The sequence below is a fragment of the Nocardia sp. N2S4-5 genome, from assembly GCF_044628355.1.
In the GTDB taxonomy this organism is placed as follows: Bacteria; Actinomycetota; Actinomycetes; order Mycobacteriales; family Mycobacteriaceae; genus Nocardia; species Nocardia wallacei_B.
The window spans coordinates 5,093,257-5,113,155 of sequence record NZ_JBIUPM010000001.1 but is presented as its reverse complement, the minus strand read 5'-3'; the positions used below and the strand labels follow the sequence as shown (position 1 = coordinate 5,113,155).

Here is a 19,899-nt window from a genome sequence, read left to right as displayed (position 1 = left end):
TCACAGCAGGATCAGGCTCACGCACAGGGACGCGACCGCGAGCGCCTGCAGGCCGACCCGGATTCCGAGGATGCTGTCCCATTTCTCCTGCAGCGCACGGGCATCGGCGGGTATGACACCGGACTGCGCGGCCGCCGTCTGGACCGTATTGATCGGCTTGGCGATCCGGACATAGCAGCCGAGCCACACCACCAGCGCGATCAACGCGACGCCCGCCGCGATCGCCGCCGGTACCGCGCCCGCGAGCACGGCGGTCACGATCGTCAGCGCCGTGGCGATCACTCCGCCCGCGCCCGCGAACGGCATCCGGCGGTCGCCGTAGTAGTGGCCCCAGCCCGCGAACTTCGTCATCGTGGCGTCGTCGAAGTGCCGAAAGACCGACCGGGTGATGAGCGCCGCCGACGTGTCGGTGCCGTAGACGATGCCGTTGCCGAGTACGGCGACTACGGCCAGGACCTGGGCTGTGGTGGTGAGCATGTGCTTCTCCTACTCCAAAATCTAGCAGCGCTAGGTGATGGAGATGAGCGTAGCAATGCTTGGCTAGGTTGTCTAGCGATGCTAGATATCCTCGACGGCCCCACCTTCGCCCGGATCGGACGGCACGGTCAGCGCGCACAGGCCGCTGTCCTCCCCTGTCAGGCGACGCCGCTCGCCGTGCATCGGCGATTCGCCGAGCGCGCGGCGGACCGCGGCGTCCGCGGCCCGATCGCCGACCGCGATGCGGGCGCTGCCGTCCGGGAACGTCTTCGCCGCGATACCCGCGCGGGCCAGCTTGGCGGCGACATCGGCGCCCGGCAGATAGAGGAAGTTCGCGCGGCTGCGCGGCACTCGAATTCCGCTGCGCCGCAGTGTGGTCCGCAACAGCTCGCGTTCGGTGGTGATGCGCAGGACCCGCTCACCCAGCTCCATCCGCGCGGCATACGAGGCCGCCACGGCCACCACCGCCGACTCGGGCACGCCGAACGGCAGCTGCAACCGGCGCACCCGGCGCACCAGATCCGGATGGCCGAACGCGTAGCCGATGCGCATCCCGGCCAGCCCGTACGCCTTCGAGAAGGTGCGCAGCACCAGCACATTCGGATAGCGTGCGATCAGTTCCGCGGCATCGAGAATGTCTGTGGCGCCCAGGAATTCGACATAGGCCTCGTCCAGGATCACCGGCACGTCGCGCGGGATACCGAACAGGAAGGCCTTCAGTTCGCTGGCGGAGATCACCGTGCCGGTGGGATTGTGCGGGCGGCACACCGTGACCAAGCCGGTGCGGTCGCCGACCGCACGACCCAGCGCGACCAGATCCTGCCGACCGCGTGAATCCAGCGGTACCGCAACCGATTTGAGTCCTGCCATGTCGGCCAGAATGGGATAGCCGTCGAAAGTCGGTGTCGCGAACACCATCTCGTCGCCACGGCGGGTGAGCGTCTGCATGATCTGCAGCGCCACCCCGGTCGCTCCCGAGCCGACCACCACCTGATCGGTCCGCACGCCGAGATGCTCGGCGATGAGCCGCGGCAACCGGTGCGGCAGGAACTCCGGATACCGGTTCGCCCGCGACAGCGTGCGCTGGACCGCGTCGAGCACCGAAGGCAGTGGCGGGAACGGGTTTTCGCTCAAGGACAGATCGAACCGCACCGACCCCGGCTCGTGCCGCAGCGCCGCGCGCCACTCCGACAGCGCCGAAGGTTCCGCGCGCCGCAACGATATCGATCGACTGCCACTCATCGGGCGGCTCCCCAGCGCACGGCCGCCGCGGCGGCGAAGTCACCGGCGTGTGCGAAGGCCGACAACAGCACCACCGAGCCGTTGCGCAGCCGCCCCGCCCGGTTCTCGGCGTCCAGCGTGACGGGAATGCCCGCGCCGAACAGGTTTCCGCACCGGTCGAAGGTATCGGGGTGGCGCTCGGCGGGGAGCTCGAGCGCATCGTGCCAGTTGCGCAGGAACAGCCGGTTGGGCTGATTGGTGACGAAGGTGTCGATGTCGCGGCCCTTCACTCCGATCCGCTCGCACACCGCCAGTGCCACCTCGGGTACCAGCCGGTTGCCGCGCGCGAACACCTTGGTGATCCGGGATTCGCTGAAGCTGACGCAGCCCTGGCCCTCGCCCGGCTCCCAGTACTTGCGGTCGGAACCCGTGGAGAAGTCCATGTCGCCCGCGAATTCGGGGTAGGTGCGGGCTTCGATGTCCAGGATGGGCGCCGAGTCGTTCTTCAGCAACAGCCCCACACCGCAGCCGTCACCGGGAACCGGCGCCTGGGCCAGCCCGCGAATCTCGGACTGGGTGAACACCGGCCCCGCGGTGTTCTGCACCGTCGCGATCAGCGCGCTACGGGCGTCCGTGGTCTGCAGGATCATCCGGGCCAGCGACATCATGTGGACGAACGCCGCGCAGCCGCCGTTGTGCACGTCGAACACCCAGCCGGGCCGCATGCCGAGCCGCCGCGCCACCTCCGGGCCCGCACCCAGCACCGGGTTGGTCGGCAGCTGGGTATGGGTGATCAGCACATCGATATTCGAGATCGTCTGTGCCCCATGACGTTCCGCCAGCGGGGCGACCGCCTGCTCCACCATGTCCACCGCGGTCTCGTCGCGTCCGGCGTGGTGGCGGGCCTTGGGCGCCCGGAACATCACGTTCTTCGCCATGCGCTCGGAGCGGGAGAACTGCGTGAAGTATTCGGTGCCGACCGGATCGCCGGGCAGGTAGGAGGCCACATCGACCAGGCTGACAGGGGGCAGAGCGGGTGCGGTTGCGGTGGATTCCATCGGCGTGCCTCACTTCATCCAGTCGGGTTTGATCGGCAGCTCGTGGGCGGCCCGGTACTCACAGATCGCCTTGAGGTTGTCGATTTCGAGCTGGTGGCCGGCGGCGAACATCTCCCAGAAGTCGCCGACCCAGACCGGGCGCTTCGGTGGCGCGGCCTCGGGGTAGGGGTTCTCGTCGTAGAACGGGTGGTGGCAATTCGTCCACAGCACTACCGAACCAGGCTTGTTGAACACCACCTGCGCGTCGACCACGCGCATCAGATAAATCATCCACAGGTGCTGTCCCTGGTCCCAGGCGCAGTGGTAGTCGACGGTCATGGCGTCGGGGTTGGCGACGGTGCGGGTGAAGATCTTGGTCTCCGGTCCCAGCCGGTCGTAGGCCAGCCACAGTCCCGGCTCGTCGGTCGCCACGAACCCGCGCAGGCTGTAGGTCCATTCCTCGAGGCTGCGGGTGTCGGCGAGGTATTCGTACACCGCGCGCGGCGGCGCGTCGATGTAGGCCTGCACCGGGCAGTAGTCGCCGAAGATCTGGTCGTGCGGATACACCGACCGCAGCATGTCCATGATGATCGGCGTGGTCGCCTCGCGATCGGAGTTCTCGATACGCAGCACGCCCGGCAGTTCGTGCTCGGGGATATCGGTGAGCGCGGGCAGGGAACTGGTGGTCACGGGTTCCTCCTCGGAGTCGACAGAAACGGGGTGAACGGCGGGATCTCGTCCGGATCGCAGTCGATCGAGACGAACGACGGCCCGGGGGTTTCGAAGCAGTCGCCCAGGACGGCGGCCAGTTCGGCCGGGTCGGCGGGCGAGTAGGAGGGCAACCGCGGGAACATCGCGGCCAGGCCCGCGCCGAGATGGGCGGGGTGAAAGCGATTGAAGCTGTAGCGGTCTCCGTAGTACAGCTGTTCGCGAGTTATGCACATGGCATGTGCGTTGTTGTTGAGAACTATGAAGGTCACCGGCAGCTCGTGCTCGATCGCGGTGTGAATTTCCATGCCGTGCATGAAGAAGGCACCGTCTCCGGCGATCACCACGGTACGGCGTACCCCACCGTCGGGGCGACGCCGCCGCGCGCAGGCCGAGCCGATACCCGCCCCGAAGGCGTATCCCATCCCGCCCATCCCGAGCGCGACGACGAACCGGCCGTCGCGGGGAAGGCGCAGGTGGTGCACCACCGACGCACCCGTGTTTCCGGCATCGGCGAACACATCGGTCCCGTATTCCAGTGCGGTATTGAGGGTTTCGACAATCTCGCGATAGCGCAGGCCGGGACCGGTGGCGGGCGGCACGTCCAGCGCGGTGAGAAGGCTCGGCGGCGACGGAGCCGGGACGGGCGAGGGGGCCGGGGCGTCGGCCGGCGCACCCACGAGTTCGGCGAGGGCGACCCTCAGGTCGGTGGCGGTGGCGTGCAGCGCGTTCGGGTACGGCGGCTCTACGCCCACGCTCGCGACCACCGTCCCCGCGAGCACGTCGTCCAGCCCCGCTCGCGCGGTGACCGGCATCCGGGTGCCGACCAGCAGGCACAGTGCCGAGCGGCGCACGGCGTCGACCAGTTCGGGGTGGCCCATGCTGCCGGATACCCCGCAGAAACCCGGCTCGCTCTGGTCGTAGACGTCCTTGGCGTCCGGGGCCACTCCCACCGCGGCGTCGAGAATCGTTGCCAGCCGGTGTAATTCGACCCTGGCGTCGTCGCGGGCGACCTGGTCTCCGGCGATGATCGTGATCTTGCCGGTCGCCCGCGCCGCTTCCAGCGCCGTCCGCACCCGGTCGAGACCCGCCTCGTCGCGTGCCTGCGCGGGCAGCGGCGGGCGGAACGGCGGGATATCGCCGACGTCTGCCTGCTGCAGATCCTTGGGCAGCAACAGCACCGCGGGACCACCGTGCCGCGCGGCCGTCACGGCCCGGCTCAGGTGCCAGGGCAGCGCCTCGACGGTGTCCACCCGTGCGCAGTAGTGCGATATCTGCTCGAAAAGCCTTGCCGCGTCGAATGTTCCGGCGAGCCCACTGGTGTCCTGGAAGGCGCCGTGACCCTCCAGCACGGTCGGCGGCTGCCCGACCAAGGCCAGCACCGGCACTCGCGAGGCAAACGATTCCGCCAGTCCCGCAACGAGATTCATCGCCCCGCCGCCGGAGGTGGCGCAGACGACGCCGAGCCCTCCGGTGCTGCGCGCGTAGCCGTCGGCCATGGTGGCGGCGGAGAACTCGTGCTTGGCCACCACGCCCGTGATGTCCTGCGGCGTATCGAAGATCGCGTCGTAGAGGTCTTCGATATTGGCGCCGTCCACGCCGAAGATGTGCCGAACTCCCAGCGCCCCTACGGCTTGCACCAGATAGTCCACCGTTCGTGACGGCATCGAGACTCCTTTCGGCCGAGGCACGCGAGCGCCCGATAATCAATGCGCTCTGCCCGAGATACGAGCGGCACCACCCGATGGTTCATGTCTTGCGCCGCGGATCGATCCCTGATCCCGAATCGGACGACCCCTATTGCGCAGCGGCCGGGTGGTCGTTTCCGGAGAAGCCCCGTCTTGTGTGTATGTATACGTCTACGTATAGTGGAGCCATGCCCAACAAGACGGTCTACGTATCCGATGATGATCTTCCCCTGTTCCAGCGCGCGCAGGAGCTGGTCGGCGGCAATCTGTCGGGCGCGATCGTGACGGCGCTGCGCCGGTTCATCGAACTGGAGGAGGGCCGGCAGGAGGGCTTCGAGGAGGTCGTCCTGCGAGTCGGGCACAACGGCGCCCGGCAGGTCCGGTTCTCCGGCGCGCTGCTGGGCGAGATGAGCGACCTGAACGACCAGCACCAGCAGCACATCCGCGTATACCGCAGCCGTAAGGGCAAATTCGTGCTGCACATGCGTACCTCGGCCTGGGAGGACTACCCCACCGAAACCAGCTCCAACTGGATCAAGGACCTGACCAACTGGCGCAAGATGCTCGGCGTCGGCGATCCGGAATGGGGTGAGTTCACCATGGACCTCTACGACTCGGTGACAGATCTGAAGGGGAGGATCCCGAACAAGCTCTATCAGCGCGTGCAGGACATCGTCGAGCATCCGCAGATCGAGGATCTCGACATCTGACATAAGCCCCGCCGGTACGCGAACCGGCTCCCGCACAAGCGAATACGACCTCACACCTTGATCGCCGACATTGCGGTCACGGCGCGGTCGACGCATGCATTGATAAATATCTGTTGATGAGAGGACAGTTATGAAAAACGGATATCCCCCGCCGGCCATATCGGTCACCGGCCTGCGGAAATCCTTCGGGGATCAGGTCGTGCTCGACGGCATCGACCTCACCGTCGGCGAAGGCACGATCTTCTCGCTGCTCGGCCCCAACGGCGCGGGCAAGACGACGACTGTGCAGATCCTGTCGACGCTGCTGCGCGCCGACGGCGGCGAGGTCCGGGTGGGCGGGCACGACGTCGCCGGTGATCCGGATTCGGTGCGCGCGGTCATCGGCGTGACGGGCCAGTTCTCCGCCGTCGACGAACTACTCACCGGACGGGAGAACCTGCTGCTGATGGGCGACCTGAACCATCTGCCGCGCAGCGAGAGCAAGCGCCGCGCCGACGACCTGCTGACGCGATTCGACCTGGTCGAAGCGGCCGACAAGGCGGCGAGCGCCTACTCCGGCGGCATGACCCGGCGGCTGGATCTGGCCATGACGCTGGTCGGCGATCCGCAGGTGATCTTCCTCGACGAACCCACGACCGGGCTCGACCCGCGCAGCCGCCGCGCCATGTGGGAGATCATTCGCGAACTGGTCGCCGGCGGCGTCACCGTCTTCCTCACCACCCAATATCTGGAGGAGGCGGATCAGCTCGCGGATCGGATCGCGGTGCTCGATCACGGCCGCATCGTCGCGCAGGGCACTCCCGAACAGTTGAAGCGGCTGGTCCCCGGCGGGCACATCCGATTGACCTTCGCCGATCGCGCCACCCTGGACATCGCCACGCAGTTGCTCGGCGGCGTGCCACAACCCGAGGACCCGGCGCTCGCGATCCCGGGCGACGGCAGTGTGCGGACGCTGCGCGCGCTGCTGGACCGGCTCGACACCGCCGGGATCGAGCCCGAGGGCCTGGCCGTGCACACCCCCGATCTCGACGACGTATTCCTCGCTCTCACCGGACAATCCGTTCCCGAAAAGGAAATCGCGCAATGAGTACCGCTACCTACGCGCTGGCCGACACGGCCACCATGCTGCGCCGAAACATCGTGCACGCCAAGCGTTATCCGGCCATGACGGTCATGCTGGTCGCCATGCCGGTGGTGCTGCTGCTGATGTTCAACTATGTGTTCGGCGGCGCTCTGGAGAAATCGCTCGGCGCGGGCGAGAAATACATCGACTACATCGCCCCGGGCATGATCCTGATGGTTCCGGCGCTGCTGGTCACCTCCGTCTCGGTGTCGGTGGCGACGGATATGACCAAGGGCATCGTCAACCGCTTCCGCACCATGTCGATGTCGCACTCGTCGATACTCACCGGTGAGGTGCTCGGCACGATGATCCAGGGGTTGCTGGGCGTTGCCCTCATGATCGGCATCGCGCTGCTGCTGGGGTTCCGCCCGAACGCCGACCCGATCGAATGGGTGGTCGCCTTCGGACTGCTCGTGGTGGTGCTTTTCGCGTTCAACTGGCTCGGCGTCGGTTTCGGATTGTCGGCCGCCAGCCCGGAGGGCGCGAGCAACACGCCCACGCCCGTGGTCTATCTGCCGATGCTCGGCAGCGGCCTGGTGCCCACCGACACCATGCCGACGGGCGTGCGCCAATTCGCCGAGTACCAGCCGTTCACCCCGATCACCGAAACCCTGCGCGGCCTGCTCATGGGTAGCGAGATCGGCAACAACGGCCTCATCGCCCTCGCCTGGTGCGCGGGCATCGCGGTGGTCGGATACCTCTGGGCGAAAACCACATTCCGCCGCAAGACGGCCTGAGTCAGCAGATTTCGGCCCGCGCGAGCCAGTGCGGGAAGGCGGTCAGGTCGGGCAGGACGACGTCAGCGCCCGCGGCGCGCAACTCCTCGGCGGTGCACGGGCCCGTGGTCACGCCGACCGAGTACGCGTCGGCAGCCCGGGCGCCGCGGACGTCGCCGATATGGTCGCCGACGTAGATGCTCGCGCCCTCCGCTCGGAGGGCGCGAGCTTTGCCGTCGGCCCACAGGTCGCCGATGACGGCGTCGGCGGCAATGTCGAGGTGCTCGAGGTGCAGTTCGGCGTTGGGCTGGTACTTGGCGGTGACGACGATCGCCCGGCCGCCCGCCGCGTGCACGGCCTCGATCGCCTCCCGCGCCCCCGCCATCGCGGAGGTTCCGGTGACGGCGTGGCTCGGGTACATCTCGCGATACAGGTCCGCCATCGCGGCGACGCGCGCGGCGGGAAACCAGTTCGCGAGTTCGTCCTCGAGCGGTGGGCCCAGACGGGTGACGACCAGATCGCAATCGATGTCGGCGCCGGTGCGCTCGGCCAGCGCCACGTAGCAGGCGCGAATGCCGGGCCGGGAATCGATCAGCGTCATGTCCAGGTCGAAACCGACCGTGAACGGCCGCATCAACTCGCGGGCTGGCAGGCGTCCCGCAGCGAGCAGGCCCCACAGGCCTGGCCGCAGCCACCCGCCTCGGGCGCGAGCCCGGCGATCGCCCCCGCGGCGGCGTTCACTCCCGCACCGAGAACGAACACGGCGATCACCGCGGCCAGCAGCGCGCCGACCATCCCCACCACGCCACCGGCGAACAACGCGATGACGCCACCGGCGGCCAGCAGCACTCCGGCCCCGAAGGAAGTCGGCGCGGCCACCCGATTGGCGATGCGAAAGGACTCCTCCGTGCGCAACGCCTCGTCGGTGTGCACCCCGAAGAAACGATTGCGAGGCAGGGAGCCGGACAGCCCGAGTACCCCGGTGACAACGGCCACCACCGCCAGCACGAACAGGATCAGCGCCACCACGAACACCTCACTCACGCTACCCGGTGTGAAATGGCCGCGGCCGCCCGCGGGCGCATGATGGCCCCTTTTTGGGCTCTGACGTGCGCACGCTCTACGCTGGTTGGCAACGTTCACCCCGGGGATATGGCGACAAGAAGGCAGGATCGTGCAGGACACTCGTGCAACCGACCAAGCCGGTGCGACCGCGACCGGTGACAGCGACGTGCCCGCACACCGCTACAACGCCGACCTGGCCGGACGCATCGAGCGCAAATGGCAGCAGGCCTGGGACGAGCGCGGCACCTTCTTCGCGCCGAACCCGGTGGGTCCGCTGAGCGGCGAGACCCCGGCCGACAAGCTGTTCATCCAGGACATGTTCCCGTATCCGTCGGGTGCGGGCCTGCACGTCGGGCATCCCCTGGGCTACATCGCCACCGACGTGTTCGCCCGCTATCACCGCATGCGCGGCCGCAATGTGCTGCACGCGCTGGGCTACGACGCGTTCGGCCTGCCCGCCGAGCAGTACGCCGTACAGACCGGCGCCCACCCGCGCGTCACCACCGAGGCCAATATCAAGAACATGCGGCGCCAGCTGGACCGGCTGGGTCTGGGCCATGACCGCCGCCGCTCGTTCGCCACCACCGATCCCGAGTTCTACAAGTGGACGCAGTGGATCTTCCTGCGCATCTACAACGCCTGGTACGACACCACCGCGAACAAGGCCCGCCCGATCGCCGAGCTGGCGGCCGAATTCGATTCGGGCGCAAGAGACATCGGCGACGGCCGGGTGTGGTCGGAGCTGTCCGAGACCGAGCGCGGCGCGGTGCTGGACTCCTATCGCCTGGTGTATCAGTCCGATTCGGTGGTCAACTGGTGCCCGGGGCTGGGGACGGTGCTGGCGAATGAGGAGGTCACGGCCGAGGGCCGCAGCGAGCGCGGCAACTTCCCGGTCTTCCGTAAGCGCCTGCGGCAGTGGATGATGCGCATCACCGCCTACTCCGACCGACTGGTCGACGACCTGGACCTGCTGGACTGGCCGGACAACGTGAAGGCCATGCAGCGCAACTGGATCGGCCGGTCGCGCGGCGCGCAGGTCACCTTCACCGCGGCCGACCGCGCCATCGAGGTCTTCACCACGCGGCCCGACACGCTGTTCGGCGCAACGTATGTCGTGCTGGCGCCGGAACACGAGCTGGTCGATCAGCTGGTCGCCGCGCGGTGGCCCGAGGGCGTCGACCCGCGCTGGACCTTCCACGCCGCCACACCCGCGCAAGCCGTCGCGGACTACCGCGAGTCGATCGCCGCGAAGTCGGATCTGGAGCGCCAGGAGAACAAGCAGAAGACCGGCGTCTTCCTGGGCACGTACGCCACCAATCCGGTCGACGGGCGACAGGTGCCGGTATTCATCGCCGACTACGTGCTGAGCGGTTACGGCACCGGCGCCATCATGGCGGTGCCGGGCCACGATCAGCGCGACTGGGAGTTCGCCACGGCGTTCGGGCTGCCGATCGTGGAAGTCGTTGCGGGCGGCGACATCTCGACCGCCGCGTACGCGGGCGAGGGCGCCCTGGTGAACTCCGGCTACCTGAACGGGCTGGAGATCGAGGCCGCCAAGGCGAAGGTCGTCGAGCAGCTGGAGGCCGACGGCCGGGGCCGGGGCACCGTCCAGTACAAGCTGCGCGACTGGCTGTTCGCGCGGCAGCGGTACTGGGGCGAGCCCTTCCCGATCGTCTACGACGAGGACGGCCGGGCGCACGCGCTGCCGGATTCGATGCTGCCGGTGGAGCTGCCCGACGTACAGGATTTCGCCCCGGTCACCTTCGACCCGGACGACGCCGACTCCGAACCGTCCCCGCCGCTGGCCAAGGCCACGGACTGGGTGCATGTCGAACTGGATCTGGGCGACGGCCCCAAGACCTACCGCCGCGACACCAATGTGATGCCGCAGTGGGCGGGCAGCTCCTGGTACCAGCTGCGCTACACCGATCCGACCAATACCGAGACACTGGCCGCGCCGGAGAACGAGCGGTACTGGCTGGGTCCGCGCCCGGCCGAGCACGGCCCGAACGATCCGGGCGGCGTCGACCTGTACGTCGGCGGGGTCGAGCACGCGGTGCTGCACCTGCTGTACGCGCGGTTCTGGCAGAAGGTGCTGTTCGATCTGGGTGACGTGTCCGGGCCGGAGCCGTACCGCCGCCTGTTCAATCAGGGCTACATCCAGGCGTACGCCTACACCGACAAGCGCGGCGCGTATGTGCCCGCCACCGAGGTCGAGGAGCGGCTGGGCAAGTTCTTCTGGACCGACGGCGCCGGCGTCGAGCACGAGGTGTTCCAGGAGTACGGCAAGATCGGCAAATCGCTGAAGAACGCCGTGTCCCCGGACGAGATGTACGACCTGTACGGCGCGGACACCTTCCGCTTCTACGAGATGTCGATGGGCCCGCTGGACACCTCGCGGCCTTGGGCGACAAAGGATGTCGTGGGCGCGCATCGGTTCCTGCAGCGCGTGTGGCGGCTGGTGGTCGACGAGGAATCCGGTGGGGTGCGGGTCACCGAGGGCGAACCGTCGGACGGCACGCTGCGCCTGCTGCACAAGACGATCGATGGCGTCGACGGCGACTATGCCGCGCTGCGGGACAACACCGCCGGGGCCAAGCTGATCGAGCTGACCAATCACCTGACCAAGGAGTATCCGCAGGGTGCGCCGCGGTCGGTGGTGGAACCGCTGGTGCAGATGCTGGCGCCGCTGTCGCCGCATATCGCCGAGGAGCTGTGGGAGCGCCTGGGGCACAGCGTCGCGCTGGCGCACGGCCCGTTCCCGGCCGCGGATCCCGCACTGCTGGTGGAGGATTCGGTCGAGTACCCGATCCAGGTCAACGGCAAGGTCCGCAGCCGCGTCAGCGTCCCGGCCGACGCCGACACCGCGACCGTGGAGACGCTGGCGCTGGCCGACGAGAAGCTGCTGGAGTTCCTGAACGGCAAGCAGCCCCGCAAGGTGATCGTGGTGCCGGGGCGTTTGGTGAACGTGGTCGCCTAGCGGGCGATCGGGCGCAGCACGATCTCCGTCGGATGGGCGTCGCGCGGTGTGTGCACCGCGTTGCGCACCGCCCGCGCCACCGTCTCGGGGGTGAGGAATTCGTTCGGGTCGTAGTCGCGGCCCTCGCCGGCGACGATGGCGCGCTGCATGTCGGTGTCGATGCGGCCGGGGTGGATCGAGGTGACGCGCAGGTCCGGCTCCTCGAGGCGGAGGGCGTCGCCGAAGGCGCGCAGGGCGAACTTGCTGGCCGCGTAGACGCCCCAGCCCGCGTTCGCCCGCAGGCCCGCGCCCGAATTGATCAGCACCACATGGCCTTTCGCCGCGCGCAGCGCCGGGAGCAGCATCCGGGTCAGCTCGGAGACCGCGATCACGTTGGCCTCCAAGGTGTTTCGCCACTGCTCGACCGAGGAGTCGGCGAAGGCGCCCAACTCCGCGATACCGGCGTTGTGTACGAGTACCTCGAGCCGCTCGATCGGCGCGGTCGCGCGCTCGACGGCCGGGTAGTCGGTCAGCTCCACGGGCCATCCGGTGGCACCGGGCAATTCGGCGAGGACGGCGGTCAGCGACTCCGCGGAGCGGGCGCCGAGCAGTAGGTCGTGGGTGGGCGCCAGCTCCCTGGCGATGGCGGCGCCGAGCCCGCGGCTCGCCCCGGTGATCAGCGCTGTCGGTCGGGTTCCCGCGGAGCTGAATACGGCCATGCGACAACCGTAACCGGGTTGGTGCGTAACTCCGTGGACCGCGGCGGCGATGCACAGCATGGCCGCTGTGAGCAAACAGTCACTCCCCGGAGTGGCGACACCTGAGCGGCCGGGTGTATCAATCTCGGCAACCCGGAATCACGAACCGAGGCGGACAGCGTGAGAACTGCCGAACAGCGGCCGGCACCACAGCGGACGGCGGACGGTGCGCCCGCGCAGCGCGCATACCTGAGGGTGACGTCGCAGAATGGGGGGATGAACGGGCCCGGTTTCACCCCGACACAACTGGCGGCCCGAGCCGCGTACCTGCTGCGTGGCAACGACCTGGGCACCATGACCAGCGCCGCTCCGAAGCTGTATCCGCACATGTGGAGCTGGGACGCGGCGTTCGTCGCGGTCGGTTTGGCGCCGCTGAGCGTGGAACGCGCGGTGGTCGAACTCGACACGCTGCTGTCGGCCCAGTGGAAGAACGGGATGATCCCGCACATCGTGTTCGCCAACGGAGTGGACGGCTACTTTCCGGGCCCGGCCCGCTGGGAGTGCCGCCGCCTGGCCGCCAACGCGCCCGACGGCCCGGACACCTCCGGCATCACGCAGCCGCCGGTGCACGCGATCGCCGTGCAGCGCATCCTCGACCACTCCCGCCGGCACGGCCGCACCACCCGCGCGGTCGCCGAGGAATTCCTGAACCGCCGCTGGGTGGATCTGATGCGCTGGCATCGCTGGCTGGCACACGCGCGCGACACCAAGCAGAACGGCCGACTCACCCTGTACCACGGCTGGGAATCGGGGATGGACAATTCGCCGCGCTGGGACCGCGCCTATCAGAATGTGGTGCCCGGCGACCTGACGCCCTACGAGCGCGCCGACATCACCCTGGTCGACGCCTCCCAACGGCCCAGCGACCGCGAATACGACCGCTACATGTGGCTGGTCGAGCAGATGCGCCGGTGTGGATACGACGATTTCCAACTGGCCGCGACGATGAGCTTCGCGGTGGAGGACGTGTTCGTCACCGCCATCTTCGCGCTCGCCTGTGAGGTGCTGGCCAATATCGGCGAGGACTACCGCCTGCCCAATGCCGATGTGCGCGAACTGTACGAATGGTCGGACTACTTCCGCGCCGGCGTCGTCGCCACCACCGACCCGCGCACGGGCGCGGCCCGCGATTACGATGTGCGCCTGGGTCGCTGGATCACCACCGAGACCCTGGCCATGTTCGCGCCGCTGCTGTCCGGCGGTCTGCCCCGCGACGCGGAGCGCAGCCTGTTGCGGTTGTTCGAGGGCCCGCGCTTCTGCGGCCATCCGGATCTGCGCTACGCGCTGCCGCCGTCGACCTCGCCGGTGGCCAAGGACTTTCGCGCCCGCGAATACTGGCGCGGTCCGGTGTGGCCGGTGATGAGCTGGCTGTTCTCCTGGGTGTTCGCCCGCCGCGGCTGGGCGGAGCGGTCGTTCATGCTGCGGGCGGAGGGCCTGCGCCAGGCCAGCGACGGCAGCTTCGCCGAGTACTACGACCCCTTCACCGGCGAGCCGCTGGGCAGCATGCAGCAGTCCTGGACGGCGGCTTCCGTACTCGACTGGCTCGGCTGACTAGTCTCATAACCATGTATCGACGCACCGTGGCTCGTCCGAAAGTTCGTCGCACGCTTCTGGCCCTGCCCGCCTTGGCGGCAGTCGGCATCCTTTCAGCAACTACCGTGTCCGCCGAACCGAGCGGCCCGGACGTGTCGTCCTGGCAGCACATCGACGGCCGGATGATCAACTGGTTCGAGGTGAAGGCCGCAGGCAATCACTTCGCGATGGTGAAGGCCACCGAGGGGCTGAACTACGTCAACCCGTACTTCGTCCCCGACAGCGTGCTGATGCGCGCGGCGGGCGTCGCCCGGGGCACCTACCACTACGCGCATCCGGAACTGCCGCCGGAACCGCAGGCCGCGCTGTACGCGACGGTCGTGCTCGGGCAGAACGGCCCACTGGACCTGCCGCCGGTGCTGGACCTGGAGAATTCCGGCGGCCTGCCGCCGGCCGCGCTGATCGACTGGACCCATCGCTATCTGAATACGGTGCAGGCCCTCACCGGCCGCGCGCCGATCGTCTACACCTATCCGAACTTCTGGCGCACCGCGATGGCCGATACCAACGAGTTCACCGGCTACCCCCTGTGGATCGCCGATTACCGCGGCAACGAGCAGCCCGAGGTGCCCGGCGGCTGGCCCGCCTGGACCTTCTGGCAGACCACCGATTCCGGGCAGATCCCGGGCATCGCGGGCCGCACCGATCTCAATGTCTACAGCGGGGCGCAGGGCGATTTCGCCCGCTTCGCCAATATGCCGTCGTCCGGTAGCGGGTAGTTCCCGTTCAGTGCTCGTCGTAGTGGCCGTTGTGGGCGGCGTGGCGGCAGCCGTCGTGGACGTAGTCCACATGGTCGCCGTGCGGGACGGCCACATGTCCACAGCCTTCGCCGTGCACGTGGTCGTGGCCGCTGTGCTCGCGGTGCCCGGCCGGCTCGCACTCGTCGAAGTGGCCGTCGTGCTCGCGGTGCAGATGGCCGTCGTGCACATAGTCGACGTGGTCGCCGTGGGGCACCGACACGTGTCCGCACCCCGCGCCGTGCACATGGGTGTGATCGGTATGCGTGAGGTGTGCTGTGGTCATCGAGCTGTCCTCTTTCCTGTGGAGTGTCCATACCGAAAGGCATGTGTGACGATAACCACACATTAACAGGTGCGCATTAATCCACAGATCGAGCGACGCGCCCCGGCCTACACGCCGATGGTGCCGCCGTCCTTCCACACCGCTACCACCGACGGTCGCGGCTGCGCGGAACCGCCGTCGGGCCAGTGCGACGCGGGCTTGTCCGCCGAGGCGCCGTCGACCTCGCCCGGATGCTGCACGCAGACCATGACCCGCTTCTCGGTCACCACCGGTCCACAGGTCTCCGCCCCCTTGGGCACGGTGAGGAATTGCTTGGTCTCACCGCGCCGCTCGCCCTCGAGCACCACCGAGAACAGGCCGTCGTTGGATTTCAGCGCGTTGCCGTCGGTGGATATCCACAGGTTGCCGTAGGGGTCGAAGGCCAGGTTGTCCGGGCAGGAAATGGGGCTGACCTTGGTCTTGTCGAAGCCCGCGAAGTAGGTGTCGGCCGCCTGGGGATCGCCGCAGACCAGCAGCAATGACCAGGTGAACGCCGTGCCCCGGTGGTCGTCGGTGAGCTCGAGGATCTGACCGTTCTTGTTCTGGTTGCGCGGGTTCGCCTCGTCCGCGGCGGCCTTGCCCTCGGCGCCGCGGTTGCTGTTGTTGGTGAGGGCCACGTACACCTTGCCCGTCTTCGGGTTCGGCTCGAAGTCCTCGGGGCGGTCCATCTTGGTGGCGCCCACCTTGTCGCCGGCCACCCGGGTGAACACCGCGACCTCCTCGGCGGACATGCCCTCGACCAGCGACGTGCCCTTGCCGTCGGCGGCGGTCTGCAGGATCGGAATCCACCGGCCCTTGCCGGTGAATCCCTTGTCCGACGGCATCTTTCCGCTGCCGTCGACCTGATCCGGGTGATCGCCGGTCAGTTTCGCGACGTAGAGGGTGCCCTCGTCGAGGATCGTCATGTTGTGCTTGCGGGTCGCCGCCGTGCTGCCCTGCTGAATCTTCTTGGCGGAGACGAACTTGTACATGTACTCGAAGCGCTCGTCGTCGCCGGAGTACGCGACCACGGTGCCGTCGGGCGTGACGTAGATGTTGGCGGACTCGTGCTTGAACCGGCCCAGGGCGGTGTGCTTGATCGGCGCCGCGGTCGGGTCCCAGGGGTCGAGTTCGACGATGTAGCCGAAGCGGTTCGACTCGTTGGGTTCCTGCGCCACGTCGAAACGCTTGTCGAAACGCTCCCAGTGCCGGGGCATCTCGCCCTGGCCCGCGCCCGGATGCCCGAGGCCGTAGCGCTTGCCGCGGTCCTGCGCGACCGGGTCGGCCAGCACCCCGGCGAAGTACTGGTTGAAGTTCTCCTCGCCGGACAGCACCGTGCCCCACGGGGTGACTCCGCCGGAGCAATTGTTCAGTGTCCCCAGCACCTTGGTTCCGGTCGGGTCGGTGGAGGTCTTCAGCAGGGCGCTGCCCGCCGCCGGACCGGTCACGGTGAATTCGGTGGTGCCGGTGACGCGCCGATTGTAGCGGCCGAGCACCGGGGTCAGCTTGCCCGACCCCGACTCGCCCTTCACCTCGACGACCGAAAGGCCGTGCGCCGCAAGGCATATCTCGAATTGCTCGCGGGTCGGCGCGTCCGGGACGTAGCCGGTGAACATGTGCGGTTCGGTGGTGTATTCGTGGTTCACCACCAGCAGATAGGAGTCGGACTGCCCCTCGATGGGCAGCAGTGCCGCGAAGTCGTTGTTGTAGCCGAACTGCTCGGCCTGCGCGGCCGCGGTCTGTTTACCGAAGTCGAAGGCCGGCGCGTCCGGGAGCACGGGATCACCCCAGCGGATGACCACCGACTGTTGATAACCGTCGGGGGTCACCACCGCGTCCTGGGTATTGGGCGCCACGGCCGGGAAAGCCGTGCCCGTGCCGGGACTGCTGTTCCCGGCGGGCTTGGGCTCGTCGTCCCCGCAGGCCGCGAGGACCGTGCCCGCCCCCGCGGCCAGCACGACCGCCGCACTGCCCCGCAGCAACCGCCGGCGCGAGATCGACGCGACGATATCGCCGAAGTACTCACCGTCCGAGGTGTTGGGCACCTCGTGGAAACAGGCGTTTCCACACTTGTAGGCGCAGGTGGTCGAGGAGCGCGACGAGCGGCCGTCGTGCGTCACGAACAGAGACAAAGGCTTGAGATTCACAATCGCTCCTCGAATGGTCCGGCGATGCGCACGCTAAACGCATCGCGCGAGCCGCAGGAGACGAACGAGTGAACTTCCGACCAATTAGGCGACCCTCAGATCACAGCACCTGCGAGAGGAACTGCCGCAGCCGCGGGGTCCCGGCGTCGTCGAAAAGCTGCTCCGGCGCACCGGATTCGACCACGGTGCCCTGATCCATGAACACCACGCTGTCGGAAACCGAGCGGGCGAAACCCATCTCGTGCGTGACCACGATCATGGTCATGCCGCCCGCCGCCAGGTCCGCCATCAGCGCCAGCACGCCCTTGACCAGTTCGGGATCCAGCGCCGAGGTCGCCTCGTCGAACAGCATCAGCTCCGGTTTCATCGCCAGTGCCCGCGCGATGGCGACGCGCTGCTGCTGGCCGCCGGACAGATTGCCCGGGCGGGCGTCGGCGCGGGCGGCGAGGCCCACGGTCTCGAGCTGTTCGACCGCCACCGCGCGCGCCGCGTCCTTGGACAGGCCGCGCAGCTTGCGCGGGCCCAGCGCCACGTTGTCCACGACGGTCATGTGCGGGAAGAGGTTGAAATGCTGGAACACCATGCCGATGCGCTGGCGCAGCTTGTCCGGATCCTCGCCGAGCACCGAGACGCCGTCGATGAGCACATCGCCGGAGTCCGGCTCGTGCAAGCGGTTCAGTACGCGCAGCAGCGAGGACTTGCCCGATCCGGACGGGCCGATCACGGTGGTGGTCTTCCCGGCGGCGACATGGATGTCGACGCCGCGCAGCACCTCGTTGCCGCCCAGGGTGAGACGCAGATCGGTACCGGTCAGGGAGGAACTGCTCATGCTCCGCGTCCTTCCGTGACGACGGCCTGTTCGACGGGTTCGGCCGGATTCTCCCGCCGCCCGGTCCGCAGCCTGCGATCGATGTAGTTCACCAGATGGGTCAGCGGAATGGTCAGCAGCAGATAGACCAGACCGGCGGCGACCAGCGGGGACAGGTTGCCGGTCTGCGCGTTGAGGTCGCGCCCGACGGCGAACAGTTCGCGCTGCGAGGCCAGCAGGCCCAGGAAGTAGATCAGCGACGAATCCTTGATCAGCGCGATGAACTGGTTCATCAGCGCGGGCAGCACGCGGCGCACCCCCTGCGGGATCACCACCAGCGTCATCGCCTGCCGGTAGCCGAATCCGATGGCGCGGGCGGCCTCCAGCTGTCCTGCCTCCACCGACTGGATGCCGGACCGGAAGATCTCGCCGATGTAGGCGGCGGCCAGCAGTGCCAGCGCGACCGCGCCGAGCCAGTACGGGTTGTTGCCGGTGAGGTTCTTGACCACCGGCCCGATGCCGAGCCCGATCAGCAGGATGATCACCACCGCGGGCAGGCCGCGGAAGATATCGGTGTAAATCCTTGCGGGCCAGCGCAACCAGCGTGTCCGCGAGATACCGGCGACCGCCAGCAGCATGCCCAGCAGGGTGCCCAGCACGCCCGAAACCAGCGCCAGGATCAGGGTATTCGGCAGACCGGTCTTGACGAGGTCGGGAAAAGCCTTGCGGTACAGCGACCAATCGAAGAACGTGTCGCGCAGTTGCGCGAACGTCGACTTCGGCGCCGACTGCGCGGTGGCGGTGTTCTGGTGCTCGGCGGCGATCTTGTCGAAGTCCGGCAGCTGCGGCAGCGGGGCCGCCTTGGAGCCCGGCTTCCAGCCCGGCGGGAAGGAGCGCGGCGCCCAGTCGGAGTAGAGCCTCGCGTAGGTCCCGTCGGCGATGACCGCGTCCAGGCCCGCGTTGAGGGCGTCGATGAGGGGCTGGTTGTTCTTGCGCACCGCCCAGGCGGTGAAGTTGTCCAGGCTGAAGGTGTTCTGGACGATCGAGGTCGAGTCGTCCGGCTTGACCGCGCCGGTGGCCTGCGCCGACGGCGCCACCCACGCGTCGATCTGCCCGGATTTCAGGTTCGCGTAGGCGGTGTTGTAATCCGGGAACTTCACCGGATCGAGCTTCAAGGTGTTGACGACGTATTCGTCCTGCACCGTGCCCTGCACCACGCCGATCCGGACGCCGGATTTCAGATCCGAGAAGCCCTTGACGGGGCTGCCGTTCTGGACGACCAGCGAGAAGTACCCGAAGTCGTAGCCGTTGGTGAAGCCGACCAGCTGGCGGCGCGCGTCGGTGGTGGTGATGCTCGACGAGCCGGCGTCGAAGCGACCGTTGGCCACCTGAGCCAGCAGGCCCGCGAACTCGGTGCCGGAAAACTCCACCTGCAGGCCGAGTTTCGCGCCGACCGCCTTCAGCAGCTCGTTGTCGAATCCGGTGAATACGCCCTGGCCGTTCACGCAGATACTCGGCGGGGCGTCCGACAGGGTGCCGACGCTCAGCTTGCCCGGTGTGAGCAGACCCAACTTGCCGATGTCGATGCCGTCCAGCGGGACGGTGCGCTCGGTGGTGAACCGGTCGGCGCCCGCCTCGGGACCCGTGGCCAGGTTGGCCGGAGCCGCCGAGGCCGACTCGACACCCGGCGGGGCACACAATCCGCTGCTTGCCGATGAATTGCTGCTATCCGAGCCGCAGGCCGTGAGGAACAGCAGACTCAGCACCGACAACACCGCTAGCAGCGCACGGGATCGCGACACGGACACACGGACCATAGGCGAAAACATTAGCCGGAAACCCTACCCA

18 protein-coding genes are annotated in these 19,899 nt (G+C 68.0%); 6 read left to right on the top strand and 12 right to left on the bottom strand.

Annotated features, from left to right (window positions below):
* The 5 genes from ACFMRZ_RS23405 to ACFMRZ_RS23385 all read right to left on the bottom strand — a co-directional run bounded on the left by ACFMRZ_RS23405 (nucleotide 1) and on the right by ACFMRZ_RS23385 (nucleotide 5,110).
* On the bottom strand, nucleotides 1–477 hold the full coding sequence (locus ACFMRZ_RS23405) for a DUF1772 domain-containing protein (RefSeq protein ID WP_400180754.1): 477 nt from the start codon (nucleotides 475–477) through the stop codon (nucleotides 1–3).
* A gap of 81 nt (nucleotides 478–558) precedes the next feature.
* Nucleotides 559–1,719: an aminotransferase class I/II-fold pyridoxal phosphate-dependent enzyme gene (locus tag ACFMRZ_RS23400; RefSeq protein ID WP_400180753.1), complete on the bottom strand. Its 1,161-nt coding sequence runs from the start codon at nucleotides 1,717–1,719 to the stop codon at nucleotides 559–561.
* Nucleotides 1,716–2,756: a 3-oxoacyl-ACP synthase III family protein gene (locus ACFMRZ_RS23395; RefSeq protein WP_400180752.1), complete on the bottom strand. Its 1,041-nt coding sequence runs from the start codon at nucleotides 2,754–2,756 to the stop codon at nucleotides 1,716–1,718. The genes ACFMRZ_RS23400 and ACFMRZ_RS23395 overlap by 4 nt, the downstream gene beginning before the upstream one ends.
* 9 nt (nucleotides 2,757–2,765) lie before the next feature.
* Entirely contained in the window at nucleotides 2,766–3,425 is a 660-nt protein-coding gene (locus ACFMRZ_RS23390) for an SRPBCC family protein (RefSeq protein ID WP_280362215.1), read from the bottom strand.
* The gene (locus ACFMRZ_RS23385) at nucleotides 3,422–5,110 is read right to left on the bottom strand and encodes a thiamine pyrophosphate-binding protein (RefSeq protein ID WP_400180751.1); all 1,689 of its coding nucleotides are present in this window, start codon (nucleotides 5,108–5,110) and stop codon (nucleotides 3,422–3,424) included. Before ACFMRZ_RS23385 ends, ACFMRZ_RS23390 begins: the two co-directional genes overlap by 4 nt.
* A 209-nt stretch (nucleotides 5,111–5,319) precedes the next feature.
* Between ACFMRZ_RS23385 and ACFMRZ_RS23380 the strand changes: the two genes are divergently transcribed.
* From ACFMRZ_RS23380 to ACFMRZ_RS23370, 3 genes are all read left to right on the top strand, one after another.
* A complete protein-coding gene (locus tag ACFMRZ_RS23380) occupies nucleotides 5,320–5,841 on the top strand; it encodes an EXLDI protein (protein WP_400180750.1) in 522 nt (173 codons plus the stop codon).
* 130 nt (nucleotides 5,842–5,971) lie between these two features.
* The gene (locus ACFMRZ_RS23375; RefSeq protein ID WP_280275390.1) at nucleotides 5,972–6,928 is read left to right on the top strand and encodes an ATP-binding cassette domain-containing protein; all 957 of its coding nucleotides are present in this window, start codon (nucleotides 5,972–5,974) and stop codon (nucleotides 6,926–6,928) included.
* On the top strand, nucleotides 6,925–7,701 hold the full coding sequence (locus tag ACFMRZ_RS23370; protein WP_280362208.1) for an ABC transporter permease: 777 nt from the start codon (nucleotides 6,925–6,927) through the stop codon (nucleotides 7,699–7,701). Before ACFMRZ_RS23375 ends, ACFMRZ_RS23370 begins: the two co-directional genes overlap by 4 nt.
* 1 nt (nucleotide 7,702) lies before the next feature.
* Here the strand turns inward: ACFMRZ_RS23370 and ACFMRZ_RS23365 are convergent, their stop codons facing one another.
* Entirely contained in the window at nucleotides 7,703–8,314 is a 612-nt protein-coding gene (locus ACFMRZ_RS23365) for an HAD family hydrolase (RefSeq protein ID WP_400180749.1), read from the bottom strand.
* Nucleotides 8,314–8,724 (bottom strand): SdpI family protein, encoded by a 411-nt coding sequence (locus ACFMRZ_RS23360; RefSeq protein ID WP_400180748.1) that lies wholly within the window; start codon nucleotides 8,722–8,724, stop codon nucleotides 8,314–8,316. The genes ACFMRZ_RS23365 and ACFMRZ_RS23360 overlap by 1 nt, the downstream gene beginning before the upstream one ends.
* 130 nt (nucleotides 8,725–8,854) lie before the next feature.
* On the opposite strand from ACFMRZ_RS23360, the gene leuS reads away from it, so the two are divergent.
* Entirely contained in the window at nucleotides 8,855–11,725 is a 2,871-nt protein-coding gene (gene leuS / locus ACFMRZ_RS23355) for a leucine--tRNA ligase (RefSeq protein WP_400180747.1), read from the top strand.
* On the opposite strand, the gene ACFMRZ_RS23350 is transcribed toward leuS, so the two are convergent.
* Nucleotides 11,722–12,423 (bottom strand): SDR family oxidoreductase, encoded by a 702-nt coding sequence (locus ACFMRZ_RS23350; RefSeq protein WP_400180746.1) that lies wholly within the window; start codon nucleotides 12,421–12,423, stop codon nucleotides 11,722–11,724. The two genes, leuS and ACFMRZ_RS23350, sit on opposite strands and share 4 nt — an antisense overlap.
* Nucleotides 12,424–12,678: 255 nt before the next feature.
* Here ACFMRZ_RS23350 and ACFMRZ_RS23345 point away from each other — a divergent pair, with 255 nt between their 5' ends.
* Both ACFMRZ_RS23345 and ACFMRZ_RS23340 read left to right on the top strand, forming a co-directional pair.
* Entirely contained in the window at nucleotides 12,679–14,013 is a 1,335-nt protein-coding gene (locus tag ACFMRZ_RS23345; protein ID WP_280275395.1) for an MGH1-like glycoside hydrolase domain-containing protein, read from the top strand.
* 14 nt (nucleotides 14,014–14,027) lie between these two features.
* Entirely contained in the window at nucleotides 14,028–14,774 is a 747-nt protein-coding gene (locus ACFMRZ_RS23340) for a glycoside hydrolase family 25 protein (RefSeq protein WP_400180745.1), read from the top strand.
* Between the two features lie 7 nt (nucleotides 14,775–14,781).
* Here ACFMRZ_RS23340 and ACFMRZ_RS23335 read toward each other — a convergent pair whose 3' ends face one another.
* From ACFMRZ_RS23335 to ACFMRZ_RS23320, 4 genes are all read right to left on the bottom strand, one after another.
* Nucleotides 14,782–15,078: a hypothetical protein gene (locus tag ACFMRZ_RS23335; RefSeq protein ID WP_400180744.1), complete on the bottom strand. Its 297-nt coding sequence runs from the start codon at nucleotides 15,076–15,078 to the stop codon at nucleotides 14,782–14,784.
* Between the two features lie 107 nt (nucleotides 15,079–15,185).
* Nucleotides 15,186–17,243, bottom strand: a complete 2,058-nt coding sequence (locus ACFMRZ_RS23330; RefSeq protein WP_400180743.1) for a PhoX family protein — start codon at nucleotides 17,241–17,243, stop codon at nucleotides 15,186–15,188.
* Nucleotides 17,244–17,343: 100 nt separating this feature from the next.
* Nucleotides 17,344–18,072 (bottom strand): amino acid ABC transporter ATP-binding protein, encoded by a 729-nt coding sequence (locus ACFMRZ_RS23325; RefSeq protein WP_400180742.1) that lies wholly within the window; start codon nucleotides 18,070–18,072, stop codon nucleotides 17,344–17,346.
* Nucleotides 18,069–19,880 (bottom strand): ABC transporter substrate-binding protein/permease, encoded by a 1,812-nt coding sequence (locus ACFMRZ_RS23320; RefSeq protein WP_400180741.1) that lies wholly within the window; start codon nucleotides 19,878–19,880, stop codon nucleotides 18,069–18,071. Before ACFMRZ_RS23320 ends, ACFMRZ_RS23325 begins: the two co-directional genes overlap by 4 nt.
* Nucleotides 19,881–19,899: the final 19 nt, after the last annotated feature.